Annotated in this window: 19 protein-coding genes; 6 read left to right on the forward strand and 13 right to left on the reverse strand. The window is 63.5% G+C overall.

Annotated elements, in window-relative coordinates:
* The first annotated feature begins 75 nt into the window (after nucleotides 1-75).
* Together B0G38_RS05915 and B0G38_RS05920 are read left to right on the forward strand one after the other, a co-directional pair.
* The gene (locus B0G38_RS05915; RefSeq protein ID WP_264668589.1) at nucleotides 76-1,260 is read left to right on the forward strand and encodes a sensor histidine kinase; all 1,185 of its coding nucleotides are present in this window, start codon (nucleotides 76-78) and stop codon (nucleotides 1,258-1,260) included.
* Complete coding sequence (locus tag B0G38_RS05920) at nucleotides 1,257-1,925, forward strand: response regulator transcription factor (protein WP_264668590.1); 669 nt, start codon at nucleotides 1,257-1,259, stop codon at nucleotides 1,923-1,925. Before B0G38_RS05915 ends, B0G38_RS05920 begins: the two co-directional genes overlap by 4 nt.
* A gap of 1 nt (nucleotide 1,926) precedes the next feature.
* Here the strand turns inward: B0G38_RS05920 and pyk are convergent, their stop codons facing one another.
* The 7 genes from pyk to glmS all read right to left on the reverse strand — a co-directional run bounded on the left by pyk (nucleotide 1,927) and on the right by glmS (nucleotide 10,641).
* Nucleotides 1,927-3,345: a pyruvate kinase gene (pyk, locus tag B0G38_RS05925; RefSeq protein WP_264668591.1), complete on the reverse strand. Its 1,419-nt coding sequence runs from the start codon at nucleotides 3,343-3,345 to the stop codon at nucleotides 1,927-1,929.
* Nucleotides 3,342-4,490, reverse strand: a complete 1,149-nt coding sequence (locus tag B0G38_RS05930) for a glycerate kinase (RefSeq protein WP_264668592.1) — start codon at nucleotides 4,488-4,490, stop codon at nucleotides 3,342-3,344. The genes pyk and B0G38_RS05930 overlap by 4 nt, the downstream gene beginning before the upstream one ends.
* The gene (gene dctA / locus B0G38_RS05935; protein WP_264668593.1) at nucleotides 4,487-5,917 is read right to left on the reverse strand and encodes a C4-dicarboxylate transporter DctA; all 1,431 of its coding nucleotides are present in this window, start codon (nucleotides 5,915-5,917) and stop codon (nucleotides 4,487-4,489) included. Before dctA ends, B0G38_RS05930 begins: the two co-directional genes overlap by 4 nt.
* A 168-nt stretch (nucleotides 5,918-6,085) precedes the next feature.
* Nucleotides 6,086-7,183: a tartrate dehydrogenase gene (locus B0G38_RS05940; RefSeq protein ID WP_264668594.1), complete on the reverse strand. Its 1,098-nt coding sequence runs from the start codon at nucleotides 7,181-7,183 to the stop codon at nucleotides 6,086-6,088.
* Between the two features lie 125 nt (nucleotides 7,184-7,308).
* Nucleotides 7,309-8,205, reverse strand: coding sequence for a LysR family transcriptional regulator (locus B0G38_RS05945; protein ID WP_264668595.1), 897 nt, complete (start codon nucleotides 8,203-8,205; stop codon nucleotides 7,309-7,311).
* A 52-nt stretch (nucleotides 8,206-8,257) separates the two neighbouring features.
* Entirely contained in the window at nucleotides 8,258-8,608 is a 351-nt protein-coding gene (locus B0G38_RS05950) for a holo-ACP synthase (RefSeq protein ID WP_169993166.1), read from the reverse strand.
* A gap of 110 nt (nucleotides 8,609-8,718) precedes the next feature.
* On the reverse strand, nucleotides 8,719-10,641 hold the full coding sequence (glmS, locus tag B0G38_RS05955; protein ID WP_264668596.1) for a glutamine--fructose-6-phosphate transaminase (isomerizing): 1,923 nt from the start codon (nucleotides 10,639-10,641) through the stop codon (nucleotides 8,719-8,721).
* Between the two features lie 147 nt (nucleotides 10,642-10,788).
* On the opposite strand from glmS, the gene coaA reads away from it, so the two are divergent.
* The 3 genes from coaA to mscL all read left to right on the forward strand — a co-directional run bounded on the left by coaA (nucleotide 10,789) and on the right by mscL (nucleotide 13,109).
* Nucleotides 10,789-11,766, forward strand: a complete 978-nt coding sequence (coaA, locus tag B0G38_RS05960; RefSeq protein ID WP_264668597.1) for a type I pantothenate kinase — start codon at nucleotides 10,789-10,791, stop codon at nucleotides 11,764-11,766.
* A gap of 1 nt (nucleotide 11,767) precedes the next feature.
* Nucleotides 11,768-12,664, forward strand: a complete 897-nt coding sequence (locus B0G38_RS05965) for a M15 family metallopeptidase (RefSeq protein ID WP_264668598.1) — start codon at nucleotides 11,768-11,770, stop codon at nucleotides 12,662-12,664.
* Between the two features lie 64 nt (nucleotides 12,665-12,728).
* Nucleotides 12,729-13,109, forward strand: coding sequence for a large conductance mechanosensitive channel protein MscL (gene mscL, locus B0G38_RS05970; RefSeq protein WP_264668599.1), 381 nt, complete (start codon nucleotides 12,729-12,731; stop codon nucleotides 13,107-13,109).
* Nucleotides 13,110-13,183: 74 nt separating this feature from the next.
* Here mscL and B0G38_RS05975 read toward each other — a convergent pair whose 3' ends face one another.
* A complete protein-coding gene (locus B0G38_RS05975; protein ID WP_264668600.1) occupies nucleotides 13,184-15,190 on the reverse strand; it encodes a hypothetical protein in 2,007 nt (668 codons plus the stop codon).
* A gap of 454 nt (nucleotides 15,191-15,644) precedes the next feature.
* Entirely contained in the window at nucleotides 15,645-17,003 is a 1,359-nt protein-coding gene (locus tag B0G38_RS05980) for a cation:dicarboxylate symporter family transporter (RefSeq protein ID WP_264668829.1), read from the reverse strand.
* Nucleotides 17,004-17,224: 221 nt separating this feature from the next.
* Here B0G38_RS05980 and B0G38_RS05985 point away from each other — a divergent pair, with 221 nt between their 5' ends.
* Nucleotides 17,225-18,217, forward strand: coding sequence for an SMP-30/gluconolactonase/LRE family protein (locus B0G38_RS05985; protein WP_264668601.1), 993 nt, complete (start codon nucleotides 17,225-17,227; stop codon nucleotides 18,215-18,217).
* A 3-nt stretch (nucleotides 18,218-18,220) separates the two neighbouring features.
* Here the strand turns inward: B0G38_RS05985 and glmM are convergent, their stop codons facing one another.
* The 4 genes from glmM to B0G38_RS06005 form a co-directional block, all read right to left on the reverse strand.
* Nucleotides 18,221-19,588, reverse strand: coding sequence for a phosphoglucosamine mutase (glmM, locus tag B0G38_RS05990; protein ID WP_264668602.1), 1,368 nt, complete (start codon nucleotides 19,586-19,588; stop codon nucleotides 18,221-18,223).
* A 152-nt stretch (nucleotides 19,589-19,740) separates the two neighbouring features.
* On the reverse strand, nucleotides 19,741-20,241 hold the full coding sequence (gene rpsI, locus B0G38_RS05995; RefSeq protein ID WP_264668603.1) for a 30S ribosomal protein S9: 501 nt from the start codon (nucleotides 20,239-20,241) through the stop codon (nucleotides 19,741-19,743).
* Between the two features lie 39 nt (nucleotides 20,242-20,280).
* The gene (rplM, locus tag B0G38_RS06000; RefSeq protein ID WP_169993178.1) at nucleotides 20,281-20,724 is read right to left on the reverse strand and encodes a 50S ribosomal protein L13; all 444 of its coding nucleotides are present in this window, start codon (nucleotides 20,722-20,724) and stop codon (nucleotides 20,281-20,283) included.
* A 404-nt stretch (nucleotides 20,725-21,128) separates the two neighbouring features.
* Nucleotides 21,129-22,214 carry an inositol-3-phosphate synthase gene (locus B0G38_RS06005; RefSeq protein WP_264668604.1) on the reverse strand — a complete coding sequence of 362 codons (1,086 nt, stop codon included), beginning with the start codon at nucleotides 22,212-22,214 and terminating at the stop codon, nucleotides 21,129-21,131.
* Nucleotides 22,215-22,259: the final 45 nt, after the last annotated feature.

Raw genomic sequence — 22,259 nt, forward strand, 5'->3', positions numbered from 1 at the left:
GTGCCGGAGCGTCGTTGAAAAGCGACAGTGGAATACAGCGGCAGGCGGACGCGCCCCGGCGGCAAGGCTCCTACGATGGCAAGCATGGATAGAACTGCCAGGACCGAAGCGGCCCATCCCCGGCTGGTCGATGCCCTGCTGGCGGTCGGCATGGCGCTGGCAGTCTCGGTGGTCATCGCCGCGGATCTGGAAGGCACCGGCCAGGCCCAGCCGGCGGCGTATCTATTCGCTGTCTGTTTCGGCCTGCTGATGCTGGCACGGAGGCGCTTCCCCCGGACTGTCCTGGCGGTGACCATCCTCGGCATCTTCGCCTACTACGCCCTGGGCTACCCGCCCATCGGCATCTCGCTGCCCGCCGTGGCCGCCGTCTATTCCGCAGCCGAGGCAAACCGCACGCGTTGGGCCGCCGGCGCGGGCGCGGTGCTGATCGCCGTCTCCGCCTACTTCCGAATCAAGGAAGGCCAACCCACGGCGTACCTGGTCAGCTACGAGCTCATCACCAATATCGCCCTCATTGCAGCGGCGATCGCCCTCGGCGTGACAGTCCGGATGCGCCGCGAGTCGCGCGCCCAGCAGGAGCGGCTGAACCTGCTCACCGCCGTCCAGCACGCGCGCGAGGCCGAGCAGCGCATCCACGAGGAACGCATTCGCATGGCCCGGGATCTGCACGACGTCATCGGCCACACCATGTCTGTCATCTCGGTCCACAGCAACGTAGCCGCAGAAGCGATAGGGAACGACGACGGCGCCGCCACCCGCGCCATCGAACAGATCCGCACGGCTACTTCGGAGACGATGAAGGAGCTGCGCTCCACGGTCAAGCTGCTCCGCTCCCCGGAGTCCGGCAACGGCCGCACCGCGGTTGGGCTCGACGGGGTGGAGCAGCTCTTCGCCTCGGCGCGGGAAACAGGACTTGAGGTGGATACTTCAGTCACGGTGGCGCCCGGCGAGCTGTCCGGCACTATCGATGCCGCGGCCTACCGGATCGTCCAAGAGTCGCTGACCAACGTGATCCGGCACGCCGATGCCTCCCGTGTGGAAGTATCGGCCGCTGTGGAGGATGGCGTGCTTCGACTCGAAATAGCAGACAACGGTCGGGGGCCCGGGGCGGCGGATGCCGCAGCAACCGCAGACCTTACCGGCCACGGGCTGATCGGCATGCGCGAGCGGGCCATCCAGCTGGGCGGCTACCTGAGTGCGGAGAAGACCTCGGCTGGGTTTGTGGTCCGCGCGCAATTACCCGCGAGACTGGAACCATGATCCGGATAGTGCTGGTCGACGACCAGGAACTGGTACGCACGGGACTGCGCACCCTCGCCGAGCGCGACGGCGATATCGAGGCCGTGGCGGAGGCCGACAACGGCAGGACCGGGCTGGACGCCGTCCGCCGGCACAAGCCCGATGTTGTGCTTATGGACATCCGGATGCCGGTCATGGATGGCCTGGAAGCGACGTCGAAGATCATCGCCGACGAGTCCCTGGCCGGAGTGCGCGTCCTTATCCTGACCACCTTCGACGAGGACGAGAACGTCTTCGAGGCCATCCGGATCGGCGCCGCCGGCTACCTGCTCAAGGACATCTCGCCCACCGAACTCCGCCACGCTATCCGGGTGGTGGCCGAGGGCGAGTCTCTGCTCTCGCCCTCGATCACCCGCAAGGTTATGCAGTCTATGGCCAGCGGCGCTGTGCTGAAGGTGGATGACCGGCCCCTGCAGAACCTGACGGACCGCGAGCGCGAAGTCCTCGCCCAGATCGGCCGCGGCCTGTCCAACGACGAGCTTGCACAGAAGCTCTTCATCAGCCCCGCCACCGCCCGCACTTATGTGAGCCGTTTGCTGGCGAAACTACACGCCCGAGACCGTGCCCAGCTGGTAGTCCTCGCCTACGAGACAGGCCTGGTCTCGCCTGGATCCGCCATGGGTTAGGTCAGTCGTCCTGGTCGCCGATGCGGTGAACCTTCAGCAAGTTAGTGGATCCCGCCTTTCCCGGAGGCGACCCGGCGGCGATGACAACCAGCTCGCCGGGCCCGGCAAGGCCTTGTTCCTGCAATAGCCGGTCCACGTGCGCAGTCATCTCGTCGGTGTGGTCTATGAATGGAGTCTGGAGCGGCTTTATCCCCCAAGCCAACGTCAGCACATTCAGCGTGGCGAGCGACGGGGTGAAGGCGTAAACCGGCGGGCCCGGACGCAGCCGTGAAAGTCGACGAGCCGAATCACCGGTTTGCGTAAAGGCGCAAATGCAGCTGGCGTTCAGCTGATCGGTGATCTCGACGGCCGCCCGGGTGACGGCGCCGCCGCGGGTCCTGGGCATGGTTCCCAGCGCTGGCATCCGATCCAGGCCGTGCTCTTCCGTGGATTCAATAATGCTTGCCATCGTCCGGATAGCATCCACCGGGTATTGGCCCACGCTGGTTTCGCCCGAGAGCATGACGGCGTCGGCTCCGTCGAGTACGGCATTTGCGCAGTCCGATGCTTCGGCCCGTGTGGGGCGAGGGTTCTCAATCATGGATTCGAGGACCTGTGTGGCCACGATGACAGGCTTCGCCCAGCGCCGCGCCAGTTCGACGGCCCGCTTTTGCACCAGCGGCACGTCCTGAAGCGGCAGTTCCACGCCGAGGTCGCCGCGGGCCACCATGATCGCGTCGAACGCGTCGATGATCTCTTCCAGCGCCTCCACAGCTTGGGGCTTTTCGATTTTCGCGATCACCGGGACCTTCCGGCCTTCCTCGCCCATGATCTGATGCACCCGCCGGATGTCGGCAGCGTCGCGGACGAAGGACAACGCGATCATGTCTACACCGGTCTCCAACGCCCAGCGCAGATCTGTCTCGTCCTTCTCCGTCAGCGCCGGGATACTCACCGCCGCACCCGGGAGGTTGATGCCCTTGTTGTTGGATACGTAGCCCGGCACGGTGACCTCGGTCAGAATCCTCGTATCGTCAACCTCGAGCGCGCTGAGCGAGACCTTGCCATCGTCGATCAATAAAATGTCTCCGGGACGGACGTCTCCAGGCAGCCCCTTGAACGTGGTCGAACAGGCTGCCGCTGTTCCCTCGACGTCGTCAATCGTGATCGTGAAATGGTCTCCGACGGAGAGGTAGTGCGGCCCGTCAGCAAACCTCCCGAGCCGGATCTTCGGTCCCTGCAGGTCGGCAAAGATGCCCAACGGACGGTCGAGTTCCGCAGCGGCCTTGCGGATGTTGCGGTACGTCTGTTCATGATCGCCGTGGTCGCCGTGGCTCATATTCAGCCGGGCCACGTCTACACCAGCTTCGAGAACCGCCAGCGTCTTGGCGTAGGTGTCGATCGCGGGACCGAAGGTAGCAACAATTTTCGCGCGTCTCATGGCCGGATGGATTCCTCGCTGTGGGTAAGGGCATGGGCGATAGTTCGTCCGATTTCCGCCAGCAGCGCCGCGGAAAGGGACGGATCGCTCGCGCTGTCTTGGTCGGTCAGGGTGCTCAGAGCATGGATTGACTCGATGCCATGCTCCGGAAGCCGGTCGCCCGCCAGCGCATTATGTCCGACGACGGCGACAACAGGGACCGGCGCTGCCCGGCGAGCGACGATGAGAGGCAGCTTTCCTGAGAGCGTTTGTTCGTCCATTTTTCCTTCGCCGGTGACAACAAGGTCGCAGTTTTCCAAGGCCCGCTCGAAGTCGAGCAGATCCAGGAAGAAGTCGGCGCCGGAGGCCATCCGCGCGCCAAGCAGCATCGCCGCGAAGCCCAGCCCGCCGGCGCTGCCAGCCCCGGGAGTTCCTGCACAGTCCGTTCCCGGCCAGCCGGCTTCGTCCAACCGCCGGACCAGATTGGCCAGCCCGGCTTCCAACCGCAGCACGTCGTCGGGAGTTGCTCCCTTTTGCGGCCCGTACACACTCGCTGCTCCCAAGGGGCCCAGCAGCGGATTCTGCACGTCGTTTGCGGCGACGAGATCCACAGTGCCGAGGGACAAGACGCCGGTCGGATCAATCCGGGCGATATCGGCCAGGTTTCCACCGGAGGGAACGAATTGCGTTCCTGATGCGTCCAGGAACCGCATTCCGAGGGCGCTAAGCATACCCGCGCCCCCATCCGTGCTGGCGCTGCCGCCCAGGGCCAGGACAACCTGCTGAGGGTTACGTCCGAGCGCCGCGTGTATGGCCTGGCCGAATCCGACACTGCTGCTGCCCAGCGGTGCCAACCGTCCGGGCGGCAGCATCTGCAGCCCGGACGTGGTGGCGACTTCGATGACGGCAACGGAACCGTTGAAAGCCACGGTTGTTGTTGCCGGGATACCGGTAGGACCGGTAACCGGAACGGTATAGGGGCTGAATCCTGCATGGAGTGCCGCCTGGACGCTGCCGTCCCCGCCGTCTGCCAAGGGAAGGGACACGCAGCTGATCGCTTCCGGGTTGGAACCAGTTAGGCCGGTCTCGAGCCAGTGTGCAACTTCGGAAGCGCTGAGCGATCCCTTGAACTTATCCGGTGCCAGAAGGACCCTGATCGGACTCATCGTGCGCCAGCCTCGACCGGAACCTCGTCGCGGTAGGCAGGCGTCGGATCATTTCCGATGGCGGGGGCCGTTGTTTCGCCTTCTGCGTCCGGAAGGGTGCCGGCAGGAGCCGGGGCCGGGGCGGATGAGTTCAGCGGGGGGACGTCCTCACCGTTGAAGACCCGTCGGACCCGGTCCACGTCGAGGGACTTGTCCCACCAAGCGATGAAGAGCGTCGCGACGGCGTTGCCGCAGAAGTTCACCAGCGCGCGGCACTCGGACATGAACTTGTCGATGCCGAAGATGAGCATGATGCCTGCAGCCGGGATGGTTCCCAATGTGCTCAGGGTCGCTGTCAGGGCGATGAACCCGCCGCCTGCGACGCCTGCAGCGCCCTTCGAGGTGAGCAGCATGACCGCGAGCATGCCCAGTTGCTGGCCTATGGTGAGCTCGGTGTTCGTGGCCTGGGCGATATAAACCGCTGCCAGGGAAAGGTAGATCGCGGCGCCGTCGAGGTTGAAGCTGTAGCCGGTAGGGACCACGAGGCCCACGGTTTCCTTCTTCACGCCGGCGTGCTCAAGCTTGCGCATGAGTCCGGGCAGGGCAGGTTCGGCGGTCGAAGTGCCCAAGATCAGCAGCAGTTCTTCCTTGAAATGCTTGAACATCTTGAAGATGTTCAGCTTCAGGAAGGCCATCACACCGCCGAGGACGACGACGACGAACAGGATTGACGTGCCGTAAAAGAGCAGGATCAGCCAGCCGAGGCTGGAGAGGGTTTCCACGCCGTACTTGCCGACCGCGTATGCCATTGCGCCGAACGCGCCGAGCGGTGCGGCCTTCATGATGAAGTTGAGCACCTTGAAGATGATCTTGGTCAGCCGCTGGACGGCGTCCAGGACGGGAGCGCCGACTTTGCCGACGGCGTTCAGGGCAATGCCGAAGATGACCGCCATGAAAATGATCTGCAGGATATCGCCTTCAACGAAGGGACCGGCCACGCTGCCCGGGACGATGTGGGTGAGGAACTCCCACCACTGTTGGTTTTCGCCCTTTTCGATCAGTTCGGCAGCGGTTCCCGTGGTTTCGATTTTGCTCGCGTCGGCGTTTACACCGTCGCCGAGCCGAAAGATGTTGATCGCCACCAGACCCATGATCATGGCGAAGATTGTGCCGACCTGGAAGTAAGTCAGGGCCTTCAGCCCGGTGACCCCTACTCGTTTCAGGTCTGCCACGCTGGCGATGCCGCCGACGATGGTCAGGAACACGATCGGCCCGATGAGCATTTTCATCGCTTCGACGAACGTGGTTCCGATCGGCTGCATCGCTTCCCCGGTTGCGGGGGCCAGCCAACCGACGAGGATGCCGATGACGATTGCCGTCAGCACCCAGAAATAGAGTTGCCTATACCAGCGCTTGCGAGGGGCGGGCCGGAGGGTGTCGCTTTCCATGGTGTGGTCCATGTTTCCTACCTCATTGTCGGAAAAGCCATGCTCCGCGGTTCACTTTTCTCGCGGAGTCTTGGATTTGGCAGTAAAGGGGCAACCTGAAGAGTTCTTCTTCCGGTTGCAATTCTGATCCGGCCGGCCGAAACCGGCCGGATCAGGCAGGCAGATCGGTCAGACCGCGGCCAGAGCTTCGCTCAGGGCGGCAACGATCGAGTCGGTCACGTCATCGGTGACAGCGGTGCCGCCAATATCGCGGGTGAGATGGCCCGAAGCCGTGGCAGCGTCAATAGCTGCTTCGACCTGGCGGGCTTCCTCGTGGAGGCCGAAGTGATCCAGCATCAGGGCGGCGCTGGCAATGGCTCCGATCGGGTTGCTGATGCCCTGTCCGGCGATGTCGGGGGCCGAGCCGTGGACCGGTTCGAACATGCTGGGGAAACGGCGTTCCGGGTTCAGGTTGGCGCTGGCCGCCAAGCCGAGGCTGCCGGCCAGTGCCGAGCCCAGGTCCGACAGGATGTCTGCGTTCAGGTTGGAGGCCACGACCACCGACAGCTCCTCCGGGCGGAGGATGAACTTGGCGCTCATCGCGTCCACCAGCACGCTTTCGGTCTGAACATCGGGGTAATCCAGGGCGACACGGTTGAAAACGTCATCCCAGAGCACCATGCCGTATTGCTGTGCGTTGGACTTGGTCACCGAGGAAACCTTCTTCACCGTGCGCGTCCGGGCGAGGTCGAAGGCAAAGCGCATGATGCGTTCGCAGCCCTTCTCCGTAAAGAGTGCGGTCTGCAGGGCGACTTCGTTGCCCGGCCCGCGGCCACTGAGGTTGCGTCCGCCGAGCCCGGCGTACTCGCCTTCGCTGTTTTCACGGACGACAACCCAGTCCAGCTCGGTGTCATCGGCCTTGCGCAGCGGGGACTGGACGCCGGGCAGAAACTTCACCGGGCGGATATTGGCCCACTGGTCGAAGTTCTGCGTGATCTTCAGGCGCAGGCCCCACAGGCTGATGTGGTCCGGGACGTTCTCCCAACCGACCGCACCGAAGTAGATCGCGTCGAAGTCCTTGAGGGTCTCCAGACCGTCCGGGTGCATCATGACACCATGCTGTGCGTAGTACTCGCTGCCCCAGGGGAACTCCGTCCAGTCAAAGGCGAACTTGCCGTTGGACTGTTGCGCAAGGGTATCCAGTACGCGGCGTCCTGCGGCGACAACTTCCTTGCCGACACCGTCCGCGGGAATCGAAGCGATCTTGAAAACCTGGTGCTCACTCATTGTGTTTCTCTCCTAATTGACTGTGCTCCGCAACACATCTGCGGTGTCAGATTCAATTAGACAGTCGGAGGTGCAATAGCGTCCAAGACCGAATTTGCATGCGCAAAATAGGAAATGCCTATCTATCAGTCGCGATGGGCCGCCGCGTAATCTGCCGCCACTTCCAGGAATGCGCGCGCTGCCGGGGTGAGGTCGGACTGCCGGCTCAGGACCGAGACATGCAATTCGGACTCCGGATCGATCCGCGCCACCCGCAGCCCTGATTGCTGCGCCAGCGGCGACCACGATGAGGGCATAACGGCGTGCCCGACGCCTGCGAGGACCAAAGGCAGAATGGAGGTCCGGTGCGCAGCTTCGACGACGATCTCGACGTCCACCCCGCTGGCCAGAATGTCATCCACCAGCCATCTCATCAACGATCCGCGCTGCGAGACGATCACCCGGTGGCCGCCGAGGTCCTCGCGCTGGATGGTGTCAGCGCCGCCGAAGCGGTCCGCGGACGGGTTGATGATCAGCATAAGGGGCTGCCGCTCGAGCTGCATTACGTCGACGCCGGCGGGCCTGACCGGGCGGTCCGTGCCCAGGAGGCCGATCTCCGAACTCCCGTTGCGCAGCGATGCCAGCACGTCGTCGGGGGTGAACGCGGCCTCCACGTTCACGGTTATGGATGGGTGCTTCTTGGTGTAGGTCGCGATCATGGTCGTCAACGGTTCAATTCCGGGCGAGGGCATCGCAATCAGATCAAGCCTGCCACTGCGCACACCCTTCAAGGCATCGACGGCGGATTTGGCCGCCTCCAGGTCGCGGACCACAATCCGCGCCGGGCCGACGAGTTCCTTTCCCGCATCACTGAGCACCACCCGACGACCGACGCGATGGAACAGCGGAAGACCAACTTCCTGTTCAAGCGTCTTGATCGTCTGGGACAGCGAAGGCTGCGCGATGAGCAGATGTTCGGCTGCACGATTGAACCCCTGGTGATCCACCACGGCCAGGAAATACTTCAGTTGCCGAACGTCCATTGGTTCTCCCTATTGCAAGCGTTTTGGCGGCGCAGTCATCCTCCTGCGGGAGCTACCGCTCGGCGACAGCCATCGCCGTGGCCAGGTCGCCGTCGTGGCTCATCGACAGGTGCCAGAACTTCACGCCCTTGGCCTCGGATGCCGCCGCCACCGTCCCGGTGAACTCCGGATAGGGGTCCCCGCCGTCGTCGACGCAGATGGTGCAGTCCTGCCAGTTCATCCCAACCGGCGCACCAAGCGCCTTGGCGATGGCTTCCTTGGCAGCGAAACGCGCCGCCAAGGAGCGCGTATTCAGCACCCGCTCGGCCGGCGTGAACAACCGGTCCACCAATCCCGGCGTCCGCTCCAGCTGCTTCCGGAAGCGCGACACCTCCACCACGTCAACGCCGATTCCCACGATCATGATTCAAACCTATCCACACAGCGGCCGCTCAGGCCTTGAATGAACAATAGCTGCCCGTTGGGAGATCCCATCGGACAGCTATTGTTTACGTCAGTTATGGCTTGAAGCCTCTACTCGACGGTGACGCTCTTGGCCAGGTTGCGCGGCTGGTCCACGTCGTAGCCCTTGGCGTTGGCCAGTTCGCACGCGAAGATCTGCAGCGGCACGGTGGCCAGCAGCGGTGCGAGCAGGGTCGGGGTCTCCGGGATGTAGAAGACGTGCTCAGCGTAGGCCTTGACTGCTTCGTCGCCCTCTTCGGCGATAACGATGGTCTTGGCACCGCGGGCGCGGATCTCCTGGATGTTGGAGACAACCTTGGAGTGCAGCGAGTGGCGTCCGCGCGGCGAAGGCACGACGACGAAGACCGGCTGGCCCTCCTCGATCAGCGCGATCGGGCCGTGCTTGAGCTCGCCGGCGGCGAAGCCTTCGGCATGGATGTAGGCCAGTTCCTTGAGCTTGAGCGCGCCTTCCATGGCGACCGGGTAGCCGACGTGGCGGCCCAGGAACAGCACGGAGCGGGTCTCGGACATTTCGCGGGCCAGCTTCTTGATCTGGTCCGCGTTGTCCAGGACGGACTGGATCTTGGCCGGGATGGCGGCCAGGTCGGAGAGGATGTCCTTGATCTCGCCCTGGAACTTGTTCCCGCGCAGCTGCGCCAGGTAGAGGCCCAGCAGGTAGGCGGCGGTGATCTGCGCCAGGAACGCCTTGGTGGAGGCGACGGCGATTTCCGGGCCGGCGTGCGTGTAGAGCACGGCGTCGGATTCACGCGGAATGGTGGAGCCGTTGGTGTTGCAGATCGCCAGGGTCTTGGCGCCCTGTTCCTTGGCGTAGCGCACGGCCATCAGCGTGTCCATGGTCTCGCCGGACTGGGACATCGAGACGATCAGGGTGCGCTCGTCCACGATCGGGTCGCGGTAGCGGAACTCGTGGCTGAGCTCCACCTCGGTGGGGATCCGGACCCAGTGCTCGATGGCGTACTTGGCCACCTGGCCGGCGTACGCGGAGGTACCGCAGGCGAGCACGATGATCTTGTTGACGTTCTTCAGCTCGGCCGGGTCGATGCGGACCTCGTCGAGAGTGAGTCGGCCATCGGCGTCGGAGCGGCCCAGCAGCGTCTGGCCCACGGCCTCGGGCTGGTCGTTGATTTCCTTCTCCATGAAGGACGGGAAGCCGCCCTTTTCTGCGGCCGCCGCGTCCCAGTCCACGTGGAACTCGGTGCCTTCGGCCGGCTTGCCGTAGAAGTCGGTGATCTCGAAGCTGTCAGGGGTGATGGTGACAATCTGGTCCTGGCCCAGTTCCACCGCGCGGCGGGTGAAGTCGATGAAGCCGGAAACGTCGGAGCCCAGGAAATTCTCGTTCTCGCCCAGGCCGACTACCAGCGGCGAGTTTCGGCGGGCGGCGACGACTACGTCGGGCTCGTCTGCGTGGATGGCCAGCAGGGTGAACGCGCCTTCGAGCTCCTGGCAGGCCTGCTGCATGGCCTCGGCCAGAACGGCCTTGCCGCCGTTGGCCTTAGCCAGCGAACGGTAGATGTCGCCGAGCAGTACGGCGGCAACCTCGGTGTCCGTTTCGGAGAGCAGGGTGTGGCCCTTGGCCAGCACGGCTTCCTTGATCTCGGCGAAGTTTTCGATGATGCCGTTGTGGATGACGGCAAGCTTGCCGTCATCAGCCAGGTGCGGGTGGGCGTTCTGGTCGGTCGGCCCGCCGTGCGTAGCCCAGCGGGTGTGCCCAATGCCGGTCAGCGATACCGGCAGCGGACGCTCTTCCAGCTCGTTGACCAGGTTGCTCAGCTTGCCGGACTTCTTGCGGGACTCAATGCCGCCGTCGGCGATAACGGCCACGCCGGCAGAGTCATACCCGCGGTACTCCAGGCGCCGCAGCCCTTCCAGCACCACGTCGAGGGCACTGTGGCTGTCAATTCCAGGAGCAAGATCAGCATTGCTGCTTCCGGCCGGCAAGTCGCGGCGGCCTACATAACCTACGATTCCACACATGCCATAAAGCGTACCTGCCCCACCGCCGGAGAGCCGCACCGGCCGGGCATGAAACGCGGCACCACCAGCTAGCACCCAATTCCGGCCGCCGGGTATCCGTCGTCTTGATTTTGGGTAATGTGCCGCCCAACAGGCACAATTCGTTAAGTGAGTGATGAGACACCGAAGACGGCGTCGTCCAATGGTGAGAGTAACGTCACACCTTTTGTCGAGCTGGACCGGCAAACATGGTCCCGACTTTCCAACGAGATTGAACAGCCCCTCAACCAGGAAGATGTCGAGCGGCTGCGCGGTCTGGGCGAACAACTGAACATGGACGAGGTCCGCGAGGTCTACCTCCCGCTGTCCCGGCTGCTGAACCTCTACGTGGGAGCGGCCGGCGAGCTCCACAAAGCCACCACCACCTTCCTGGGCGAACAGACCAGGCGCGTACCGTTCGTTATCGGCGTCGCCGGTTCGGTCGCCGTCGGAAAATCCACCACCGCCCGCGTGCTGCGCGAGATGCTCCGCCGCTGGGAGGGCACCCCCAACGTCGAGCTGATCACCACGGACGGCTTCCTCTACCCGAACGAGGAACTTGAACGCCGCGGCCTGATGGACCGCAAGGGCTTTCCCGAGTCCTATAACCGCCGGGCTCTGCTGCGTTTTGTCAGCGAGGTCAAGTCCGGCGCCGAGGAAGTCCGGGCTCCCTGGTACTCGCACCTGACCTACAACATTGTTCCGGGCAGGGAAGTTGTGGTCCGGCGCCCCGACGTGCTGATCGTCGAGGGGCTGAACGTGCTGCAGCCGGCACGTCCCCGCGCGGACGGCCGCTCCGGCCTGGCGCTGAGCGATTTCTTCGACTTCTCCATTTATGTGGACGCCAAGACCTCGTATATTGAACAGTGGTATGTCAACCGGTTCCAGAAGCTGCGCTCCTCCGCGTTCGCGAATCCGGAATCGTACTTCCACCGCTACGCCTCGCTGACGGACGAGGAAGCCGTGGAAACGGCGCTGAGCATCTGGCGCCGCATTAACGAGCCGAACCTGGAGCAAAACGTGCTTCCCACCCGGGGCCGGGCACAACTGGTGCTCACCAAGGACACGGACCACTCGGTCCGCCGGATGCTGCTGCGGAAGACCTGACATGCACCCGCGCAGGATCTCCTCGAGGACGGTCGCCATCGCCGCAGCTGTTGCCGTGCTCACCGGCTGTGCCGGGCCCTCCCCTGAACCCACCAACCAAAGTACGACGGCGCCATCCGCAGTTGCGTCGTCACCATCACCTTCGGGGGCGGGGCGCGACGAGGGAACTGCCGCCCCGGAACCGGGAGAAACCAGCGTGCCCGAGACGGACGAGCCCCAGGCCCCTGCGGAGCCGGAGGAGACCAGCCGGCCCGAACAGCCGGAGGAACCGGACCAGCAAGCCGACCAGCCCGGCGCGGAAGGCCACGAAGATCCGGCGAGCATCGACGTCGTTGTTAATAAGGCCCGGCCGCTGGAACCGGCAGATTACTACCCGGCCGACCTGCGCTCCCCTTCTGTGACCGCCGGCCCGGGCGGCGCCGGTGCGCAGTTGCGCGCGGCCGCCGCGGGTGCCGCCGAGGAAATGTTTGCCGCCGCCGCTGCAGAGGGCGTGGGCATGACCATCGTGAGCGGATTCCGCTCCTACGACACGCAGGTCTCCACTTACCAGCACTGGGTCAAGGTCAATGGCAAGGCCGGCGCCGACGACGTATCGGCTCGCCCGGGCTACTCGGAACACCAGACAGGCCTGGCCCTGGACATCGGGGACAGCAGCGGCACCTGCAACCTCAGCGCTTGCTTCGCGGACACCGCCGCCGGCAGCTGGGCCGCGCAGAACGCCCACCGCTTCGGTTTTGTGGTCCGGTACCGGCACGGGCAGCAAGGCATTACGGGATATTCGCCCGAGCCGTGGCACCTGCGTTTCATCGGCAAAGCCGACGCAGCCGACATGTACAACAGCGGCGCGAAGGCTCTGGAGACCTACTACGGTTTGCCCGCAGCACCTGATTATCTTTGAGCTGTTTTTCTAAGAGCCGCTAAATATCCATTGCAATCGGTACGACTAGCGGTACATTAGGCGCATGTTACAAGGATTCAAAGAATTCATCATGAAGGGCAACGTCATTGACCTTGCCGTCGCTGTTGTCATCGGCACCGCTTTTGCCGCCGTGGTCAACTCCCTCGTCGGGGATGTCCTGATGCCGCTGATCTCGATGCTGGTCGGAACGCCCGACTTCAGCAACTTCCTGGTCTTCGGTGCGGTCAAGTTCGGCGCTTTCCTCACCGTAGTCATCAACTTCCTGCTCGTAGCCGCCGCCATCTACTTCGTCGTCGTTGTTCCCATGAACCATATGATTGAACGCCGCAACCGCCGCATGGGCATCCTCCCTGAGGATGAACCAGCGGATCCGCAGGTCGTGCTGCTGACCGAAATCCGCGATTCCCTGCGCTCCCGCCAGTAAGAATTTCCCAGTCCACTCAAGCGAAGAAGTCCCCATCCGGTTAGGACGGGGACTTCTTTCGTTGTCTCGCGCTGCTACCGGTTTGTTACCGTCCCGGTCGCAGATCCACCGCGAGTGGACTGGACCAGAACCGAGCGCACTGCCTGGCTGGGCGGAGGCCGCATCCGCAGGGTCCAGTTGCCGAGCGTGTCGACCTGAGCCGTCCCCAGCTTCTTGACTGCCCGGCCCGGCGTGTTGTCATAAATGACCACCGAAGTTGCCGGCGTCAGGATTGCGGTGTTGCCCGCAAGGGTCGAGGTCCCGTTGACGCGGAACTCCCTGCCCTGCCGGTAACGGGCATCCGCACCGATAGTCACCGTGTCCGTTTGAATCGCTAGTTCCACGGTAGCCGGAGCGCTTTGCGTCCCATCCTCGCCAGTGACAATCAGCTGCAGCTGGACGGGATCATTGTCGATCGTTGCCGGCGCAGTGTCCGAGGTCTTGACAGCGTATGGCACCGTGACCGTCGGCGTCGCTGTGGTTTCATCCTTCCAGGTCACCTTCGGGCCGCTCGTTTGAGACCAGATGAAGGCGGTGGCGCCTGTGGAGGTGCTGCCATCGAGTACCACACTGGCACCTCGGGCGATGCTCGCCGATGCTGCCGTTGCCACGGCTTCCGGTGCTGCCGGAGTCTCGGGCTCTGCCGGGGTTTCAGGCTCCGTCGGCGTCTCAGGCTGGGTTGGAGTCTCAGGCTCGGTCGGTGTGGTTCCGCCCCCGGTTTCGGTGACCGGTCCGGGATCGGGAGCCGGAGTAGTCGGCTCCAGACCGATCGGTGTCGCGGCTCCCGCCGTGACCATGACCGGCAGGCTTGCTGTGTCACCGTTCGCAGCCGTCACGGTGACCTTGGACGGCGGCGCCTTGACCGGCCACGACACGGGCTGGGTGTCGGGGAGGTCTCCCATACCGGTCACGGCCAGCGGCCAGCCAACGGCAGAGTTAGCAGCTACCGTCAGCTGTGTGCCGTCGTAGGTTGCCTGAGTGACGCTAATACCGGTCGGCTTTGTCACGTCGACGATATTGCTGCTGGCGGGTTGGTCACTGATGTTGGTGATCTTGATCTGCGTCGGCGCCGTGTCGCCCGTCAACTGGATACGGGCGTAGAAGCGGTTGGATCCGTCATCGGTCACCATCGGGGTCGTCGCAAACATTCCCTCTTGCGCCTCGACCTGGAGTTGCGTGCCACCGCTGGTGGCGAAAACGTCAATCATGTTGCCGTTGACCATGGCCTGGTCTGCCTGTACACCGTGGTTGGTGGCGATTTTGCCCTGGACGGTGAAGAGGTCGGTTGACAGATTGATGCCTTCGCCCGTGACTGCGAACTGGTTGAAGTTTGACGGGCTGCCAATCACCTTGTGTTCCACGTCGGGGTTGCCCAGGTAGCCCTCGGGCGCTCCCGTATCCCATTTCAGGAAGGGTCCGATGTTGCTCTTCAGGGCAGTAGTGAAGTTACCGTTGGCTGGCGAAATGTCCTCCACCAACCGGCCGTCGCCGCTGGCATCCGTGTCCACAGTGACGGTTCCGTAGGGGTGGTGGAACGTCAGCGTGGTGTTGGCGGGCCCTTCCTTGACGACAATGCGCTGGCGGCCGAAGACGACTTGGTCGCCCGCAGTCACCGTATTGGAGAACGCGGCTTCCAGTCCGAGGGTCAGAATCGCCGAGCCGCCGCCGGGCAGGTCGAGTTCGGATCCTGCGAGCATGTAGAACGCTTCCTCCGGGAAGTTTTCCGGGAATGAAATCGGCGACTCCGGAGCCGGTATTTCCTCGGGCAGGAGTCCACATAGGGGGTTCTGGAGATCGAGGCACAGCTCCACTCGAGTGCCTGTGCTGTCGCCATACCAAGCGGGGAATCCGTGCTCGGCATTGACAGGTCCCACGGTCGTGAGGTGATCAGTGTTTTTGACGGTGACTTCCGTTGCGGCGATTGCCGCACCTGCTCCGGTCGCGGTCAATGCCACCGCTGCGAGGGTGGCGACAGTGCGTCGCCCTGGTGTGCGCCGGGCTGCCACCGGCTCTGGGGGTTGTAGCAAACGTGCTCTGAACATGACTTGCTCCTGCAATGGATTGGTTAGGAGGAGGCCATCGTGGCTGTTAAATGTTGAAAAAAGCCTGAGGTGCCGGCTGCCGCGTCCGCAGTGATCCGAGAGGCTACGCAGCGGAAGCCCTGGGAGTAGGTGTCCCGGACCTCGTTGCAGGTCGAGGTCCGGGACACTTTCTACCGAGGTGCTCCTATGCTGAAAAGCTTCAGCCACCCCGGCATTTGTCGTCTTCGTCCGTATGCGAGTGAACGGTGACGACGGTCTAAGGCCGGTGCAGCTTTGCGGCCTAAGAAGATCAACCGCCGAACCGGAGGTTGATGGTTTAAATGCTAGGGCCATGTTCCTGCGGAAACCTTGGGACCGATCCCCCTGTCAAGGCCTGGACGTTGAGGGGGCCGTGAACCCCGAGCTTAGGGCTTGCGTTCGCGGCTCGCTCCACCTTGTGGACCGTGTGGCCGGCTCAGTGCGCGTGCTGCTTGTACGGATGTCCAGGTGTTCCTACCGGCTCCGTTCCGGTGTACCCGTGGTCCTCGTCCATCGTGGCCTCGTCAAAGGGATCGGCTCCGGCCAGTACCCTGTCCACCTGCTCCGGGTCCATTTCCTGGGTCCACTTGCCGATCAGGACAGTGGCCACTGCGTTTCCGGTGAAGTTGGTCAAGGCGCGCGCCTCCGACATGAACCGGTCAATGCCCACGATCAGGCCCACGCCCTCCACAAGGTCAGGCCGGTGGGATTGCAGGCCGCCGGCCAATGTTGCGAGTCCAGCTCCGGTGACGCCGGCCGCGCCCTTCGACGCGATGATCATGAAGACCAGGAGCGAGATCTGCTCCCCCAGCTGGAGGGGCTTGCCCAACGCCTCGGCGACAAACAGCGCAGCCATAGTCAGGTAGATCGCTGTCCCGTCCAGGTTGAAGGAGTAGCCGGTGGGCACGGTCACGCCAACCACAGGTTTGGCAACGCCCAGGTGTTCCATCTTCGCGATCAGCCGCGGCAGCGCAACCTCGGAGGACGAGGTGGACACGATCAGCAGATACTCCCGCGCGAGGTAGCGCATGAGCTTGAAGATGTTAATGCCCGTCACCAGCTTCAGCAGGCCGCCGAGAATAACGACGATGAAGAGGGCACAGGTGATGTAGAAGGCGATCATCAGGGTTCCCAGGCTAATGATCGCATCCAGTCCCGTTTCACCGACGACGGCGGCGATGGCACCGAAGGCGCCGATCGGAGCGAGCCACATGATCATGACCAGGATACGGAAGACCAGGGTCTGCAGGTAGCCAATACCCCTCAGGATCGGTACACCGCTGGGTCCCATTTTCTGCAGTGCGAAGCCCACCAGCAGCGCCATGAACAGCGTCTGCAGAATGCTGCCGGCTGTCAGCGCGGAGAACAGCGTGGTCGGAATGATGCTCAGCAGGAATCCAACTGTCCCGGCAGCTTCTTCCTCGCCAGCTTCGGCTTCAAAGCCGGTGGCGCCGAGGTCCAAGCCCGCACCCGGCTGAATGATGTTGCCCACGATCAGGCCGATGGCCAGCGCGAAGGTGGACATAATGATGAAATAGCCGAGCGCCAGGCCGCCCACTTTGCCCACCGTGGCCGCCTTGGCGATCGATCCCACGCCGAGCACAATCGTGCAGAAGATTACCGGGGCGATCATCATCTTGATCAGCCCGATGAAGGCGGTGCCCAAGGGTTTGAGCTGCTGGGCGAAGTCTGGCGCCATGAATCCGATGATGATGCCGAGCACCACCGCCACGATGACCGACACGTACAGCAGATGGGTACGGTCCTTCTTTTTAGTGCGTCCGCCGCCTGCCATTGCCGGTTCTTGTGACGGACGTTCAGCCGGGGAAGACATGGCTTGCTCCTTTGTCACCACTGATCCTGCTGCTGTAATAACTGTCCCACCGGGCAGGTTCCAGCACCATAGAAAAGGGTCAATTTACAAGGGCCAAAAGCCTTCTTTTCCGCGTAGCATTGGAGAAGACACTGGGAGCCCGCTCCGGTGACTCCCGGACTTCTTTCCGCACGGAGACACCCATGCACATCAACCCAGCCCCAGTTCCCTCACGGCGCCCGCGGGTCGGCAAGACCGCCGCCGGAATTTTCGGCATAGCCGCCCTGGTTGCCTCGGCCGGCCCTGTCTCGGCCCACCCCGGCCACCATGACCGGCCGGGCAATCCGCCGGACAGCATCGAACTTCCCGACGCCTCATCGGCCGAGGGCATCACCGCCGGCAGGGGCAACTCCTTCTACGCGGGCGACCTCTTCGAGGGAGACATCTACCGCGGCAGCCTGCGCAGCGGAACGGCCGAGGAGATCATCGACGCTCCGGACGGCCGCAAGGCAGTCGGTATGGACTTCAGCAAACGGCATGATCTGCTCGCCGTCGCCGGCGGCGATACCGGCCAGGCGTACTTCTACGACACGGACACGGGCGAAACCGTGGCCAAGTACCAACTGGCCAAGACGGGGACATCGTTCATCAACGACGTCACGCTGACCCGACGCGGTGCTTGGTTCACCAACTCGCTCAAGGGCGAGTTGTACTTCGTACCGATCGACCGCCACGACGGCGAGCTTGGGAAGGCGAGAACACTGGATTTGAAGGGACCGGCCAGCCAGACACCCGGTGACTTCAACCTCAACGGCATCGCGGTAGCCGACGACGGCCGCACGCTGGTGGTCGCGCACTCGGCCAAGGCATCGCTCTTCACTGTGAACACCAGAAGCGGAGAAAGCAGGCTCATCCGAAATCTGGACCTGCCCCATGTGGACGGTATCGTCGTCGACGGCCGAAATGTCTGGGCCGTTCAGAACATGATCAACCAGGTTAGCCGGATCAGGGTTGCCGATGACCTGCGCCGCGGCGAAGTAAAGGAAGTCATCACTGACAAGCTCTTCCAAACACCGACGACGGCGGCCCTCATCGGGGATGATCTGGCCGTGGTCAACGCCAAGTTCGACACCGGGCTGCCGCCGACGGCCGATACCTATGAGGTGGTCATAGTCGACGCCTTCGGCGAAGACTAGCGGCTAGTCTGCGGCGACCGGCTGCGGCAAGCCGAGGTGCTGCTTGACCGCCGCTGCGAGCTGGTCTGCCGTGGTCTGGGCCGTAGCCATGTCGGCAGCCTCGACCATCACGCGGACCACGGGCTCGGTGCCCGAGGGCCGCAACAGCACCCGGCCGGTTTCGCCGAGAACCGCACTGGCGGCGGCGATGGCGGCCTGCAGCTCGGCGTTGGTCTTCACCGCGGCCCTGTCCACGTCCTTGACGTTGATCAGCACCTGCGGCAGGTGGTTCATGGCCTTGGCCAGTTCCGAGAGCGGTTTCCCGGTCTTGGCGACCTGGGCCGCTACCTGCAGACCGGTGAGGACGCCGTCGCCGGTGGTGGCATAGTCGGAGAAGATCACGTGGCCGGACTGCTCGCCGCCCAGGGAGTAGCCATGCGCGCGCATGCTTTCGAGCACGTAGCGGTCCCCCACCGCGGTCTCTTCGATCCGGACGCCGGCTTCCTGCAGGGCCAGCTTCATGCCCAGGTTGCTCATCACAGTGGCAACGAGGACATTGTCCTTGAGCCTGCCCGCGTCCTTCATGGCCAGGGCCAGGATGGTCATGATCTCGTCACCGTCAACCACGGTGCCGTTCTCGTCCACGGCCAGGCAGCGGTCGGCGTCGCCGTCGTGCGCGATGCCGAGGTTCGCGCCATGGGCCACCACGGCCTTCTGCAGCTCCTCCAGATGGGTGGAGCCCACGCCGTCGTTAATATTCAGGCCATCGGGCTCGGCACCGATGACCACGATCTCGGCACCGGCATCGGAGAAGACCTGCGGGGAGCAGCCGCTGGCCGCGCCGTGCGCGCAGTCGAGAACAACCTTGAGGCCGTCCAGGCGCGCCGGCAGGGTCTGGAGCAGGTGGACGATGTAGCGGTCCTCGGCATCGGCGAAACGAGAGATACGCCCGACTTCGGCGCCCGTGGGACGGCGGCGGGGGTTCTTCATCTCGGTCTCGATGGCGTCCTCGACCTCGTCGGCCAGCTTGTGGCCGCCACGGGCGAAGAACTTGATGCCGTTATCCGGCGCCGGGTTGTGCGAGGCGGAGATCATCACGCCGAAGTCCGCGCCCAGATCCGCCACGAGGTAAGCGGCCGCGGGTGTCGGCAGCACGCCGGCGTCGTACACATCAACGCCGGCACTGGCGAGCCCTGCGGAGACGGCAGCGCTAATGAACTCGCCGCTGGCACGGGGATCCCGTGCGACGACGGCGGTGGGCCGCTTTCCGTCTTGAACCTGCCGGTGGCCAAGGACTACTGCGGCGGCCTGGGAAACTTCCATGGCCAGTTCTGCAGTGATCAGTCCATTGGCCAATCCGCGGACACCGTCGGTACCAAATAATCTAGACACAGGAGACCATTTTACGGGAGGGAAACCGGGCAGCATGACATATGGCTCGCAAAGCACCTCTTAAAGCCAAAACCCCGTCCGGTGGAATCCACTGGACGGGGTTTTGAAGCAGTCCGAAGTAGCGCTGATAGCGCTTCCCGGAAAGCGCAGATTTAGCGCTTCGAGTACTGCGGTGCCTTACGGGCCTTCTTCAGACCAGCCTTCTTACGCTCGATGATGCGGGCGTCGCGGGTCAGGAAGCCGGCCTTCTTCAGTGCCGGACGGTTGTTCTCGCGGTCGATCTCGTTCAGCGCGCGGGCGATGCCCAGGCGCAGCGCACCGGCCTGGCCGGAAGGGCCGCCACCGTTGATGCGTGCGAAAACGTCGTAAGCGTCATCCAGCTCAAGAAGCTTGAACGGGTCATTGACTTCCTGCTGGTGCAGCTTGTTCGGGAAGTAGTTGGCCAGCTCGCGACCGTTGATGGTCCACTTGCCGGAACCCGGAACGATGCGGACGCGGGCAATGGCTTCCTTGCGGCGGCCAACGGCGGCACCGGGGACGGTCAGGGCCGGGCGCTCCTTGGCAACGGCCTGAGTTGCCTCGGTGCCGCTTTCCGAGGTGTAGCTGGTGAGGTTCTCGCCAGCGGTGTTCAGCTCTTCAGTATTCTGAGCCACGATTCTCCTTGAATAAATTCTTTAGTTTGGTGGCCAGGACTACTGGGCGACCTGGGTAATTTCGAAGGTCTTCGGCTGCTGGGCAGCGTGCGGGTGCTCGGCACCTGCGTAGACCTTCAACTTGCCCAGCTGCTGGGCAGCCAGGGAGTTCTTGGGCAGCATGCCGCGGATTGCCTTCTCGACTGCGCGAACCGGGTTCTTCTCCAGCAGTTCTGCGTAGTTGACGGAGGATAGGCCACCCGGGAAACCGGAGTGGCGGTAGGCACGCTTCTGTTCGAGCTTGGCGCCGGTCAGGGCAACCTTCTCGGCGTTGATGATGATGACGAAATCGCCCATGTCCATATGCGGAGCAAAGGTCGGCTTGTGCTTTCCGCGCAGCAGTGTTGCGGTCTGGCTGGCAAGACGACCCAGGACAACGTCGGTGGCGTCAATGACGTGCCACTGGCGGTTGATATCGCCGGGCTTCGGGGTGTACGTACGCACGGTTTTTGCCTTCGTTTGTTGTTCTCAGGGTAGCGGCGCATCCGTAGCGGAAACGCACGCAAGTTCATCTATGCGCTACCGGAACTTCAGGTGAGGACTGAAATGTAACCAGTGGTCCAGAGAATCTCGGCTATTTCCATGGACCAGGTGACTCTGCAACTGAGCCGTCTCACGGACATAGACGTATCGAGGTTGGACACGCACAACGACTACCAAGATTACCGCGTCATGACGTGGCACGTCAAAAGAACCCAAAATAACCTGCGAAATTGCCCCACCGGTCCCGAATGCACGTTCAGGGATGCACAAAACGCGTCCGCAGTTATGCCCGGAATACGACCTTAAACCAGCCGTATTCGAACCAAAACTGCGGACGCGTTTGGGAGAAATGGTCCGTGGGTTTTTTAGCGTTCGATGTCGCCGCGGATGAAGGCTTCGACCTTGTCGCGGGCGATGTCGTCGTTGTACTGCTCGGGCGGAGACTTCATGAAGTAGCTCGACGCCGACAGGATCGGCCCGCCCACGCCGCGGTCCAGGGCGATCTTCGCTGCGCGCACGGCGTCGATGATCACGCCGGCGGAGTTCGGTGAGTCCCAGACCTCAAGCTTGTACTCCAGCGAGACCGGGGCGTCGCCGAAGTTGCGGCCCTCCAGACGGACGAACGCCCACTTACGGTCATCGAGCCAGGCCACGTAGTCGGACGGGCCGATATGCACATCGTCCGCGTGCAGCTTCGCCGAGGTATTGGAGGTCACGGCCTGCGTCTTGGAGATCTTCTTCGACTCCAGCCGGTCCCGCTCGAGCATGTTCTTGAAGTCCATGTTCCCGCCGACGTTCAGCTGGTACGTCCGGTCCAGGACCACGCCGCGGTCTTCGAACAGCTTCGCCATCACCCGGTGCGTGATCGTGGCACCGATCTGGCTCTTGATGTCATCACCGACAATCGGGACACCGGCGGCGGTGAACTTATCCGCCCACTCCTTGGTCCCCGCAATGAACACCGGCAGAGCGTTGACGAAGCCCACGCCGGCGTCGATCGCGCACTGCGCGTAGAACTTCGCCGCGGCCTCGGAACCGACCGGCAGGTAGCAGACCATCACTTCGACCTTCGCCGCGCGCAGCTCCGCCACGATGTCCACGGGCTCATCCGGCGCCTCGACAATGGTTTCGCGGTAGTACTTGCCCAGGCCGTCCAAAGTGTGCCCGCGCTGCACCGTCACGCCCGTGGCCGGGACATCGGCGATCTTGATCGTGTTGTTCTCGCTCGCGCCGATGGCGTCCGCGAGGTCCAGCCCGACCTTCTTGCTGTCGACATCAAACGCGGCAACGAACTCGACGTCGTTCACGTGGTACTTGCCGAACTGCACATGCATCAGGCCGGGAATGGTCGAATCCGGATCCGCGTCCCGGTAGTACTGGACGCCCTGCACCAGCGAGGCCGCACAGTTACCAACGCCAACGATCGCGACCCTGATGGGGTTCTCTGCCACGGTTCTCCTTCAACAAACACTGCGATTTGGGGCCGCGTCCGGTGG

Source organism: Crystallibacter permensis (genome assembly GCF_025960875.1).
In the GTDB taxonomy this organism is placed as follows: domain Bacteria; phylum Actinomycetota; class Actinomycetes; order Actinomycetales; family Micrococcaceae; genus Crystallibacter; species Crystallibacter permensis.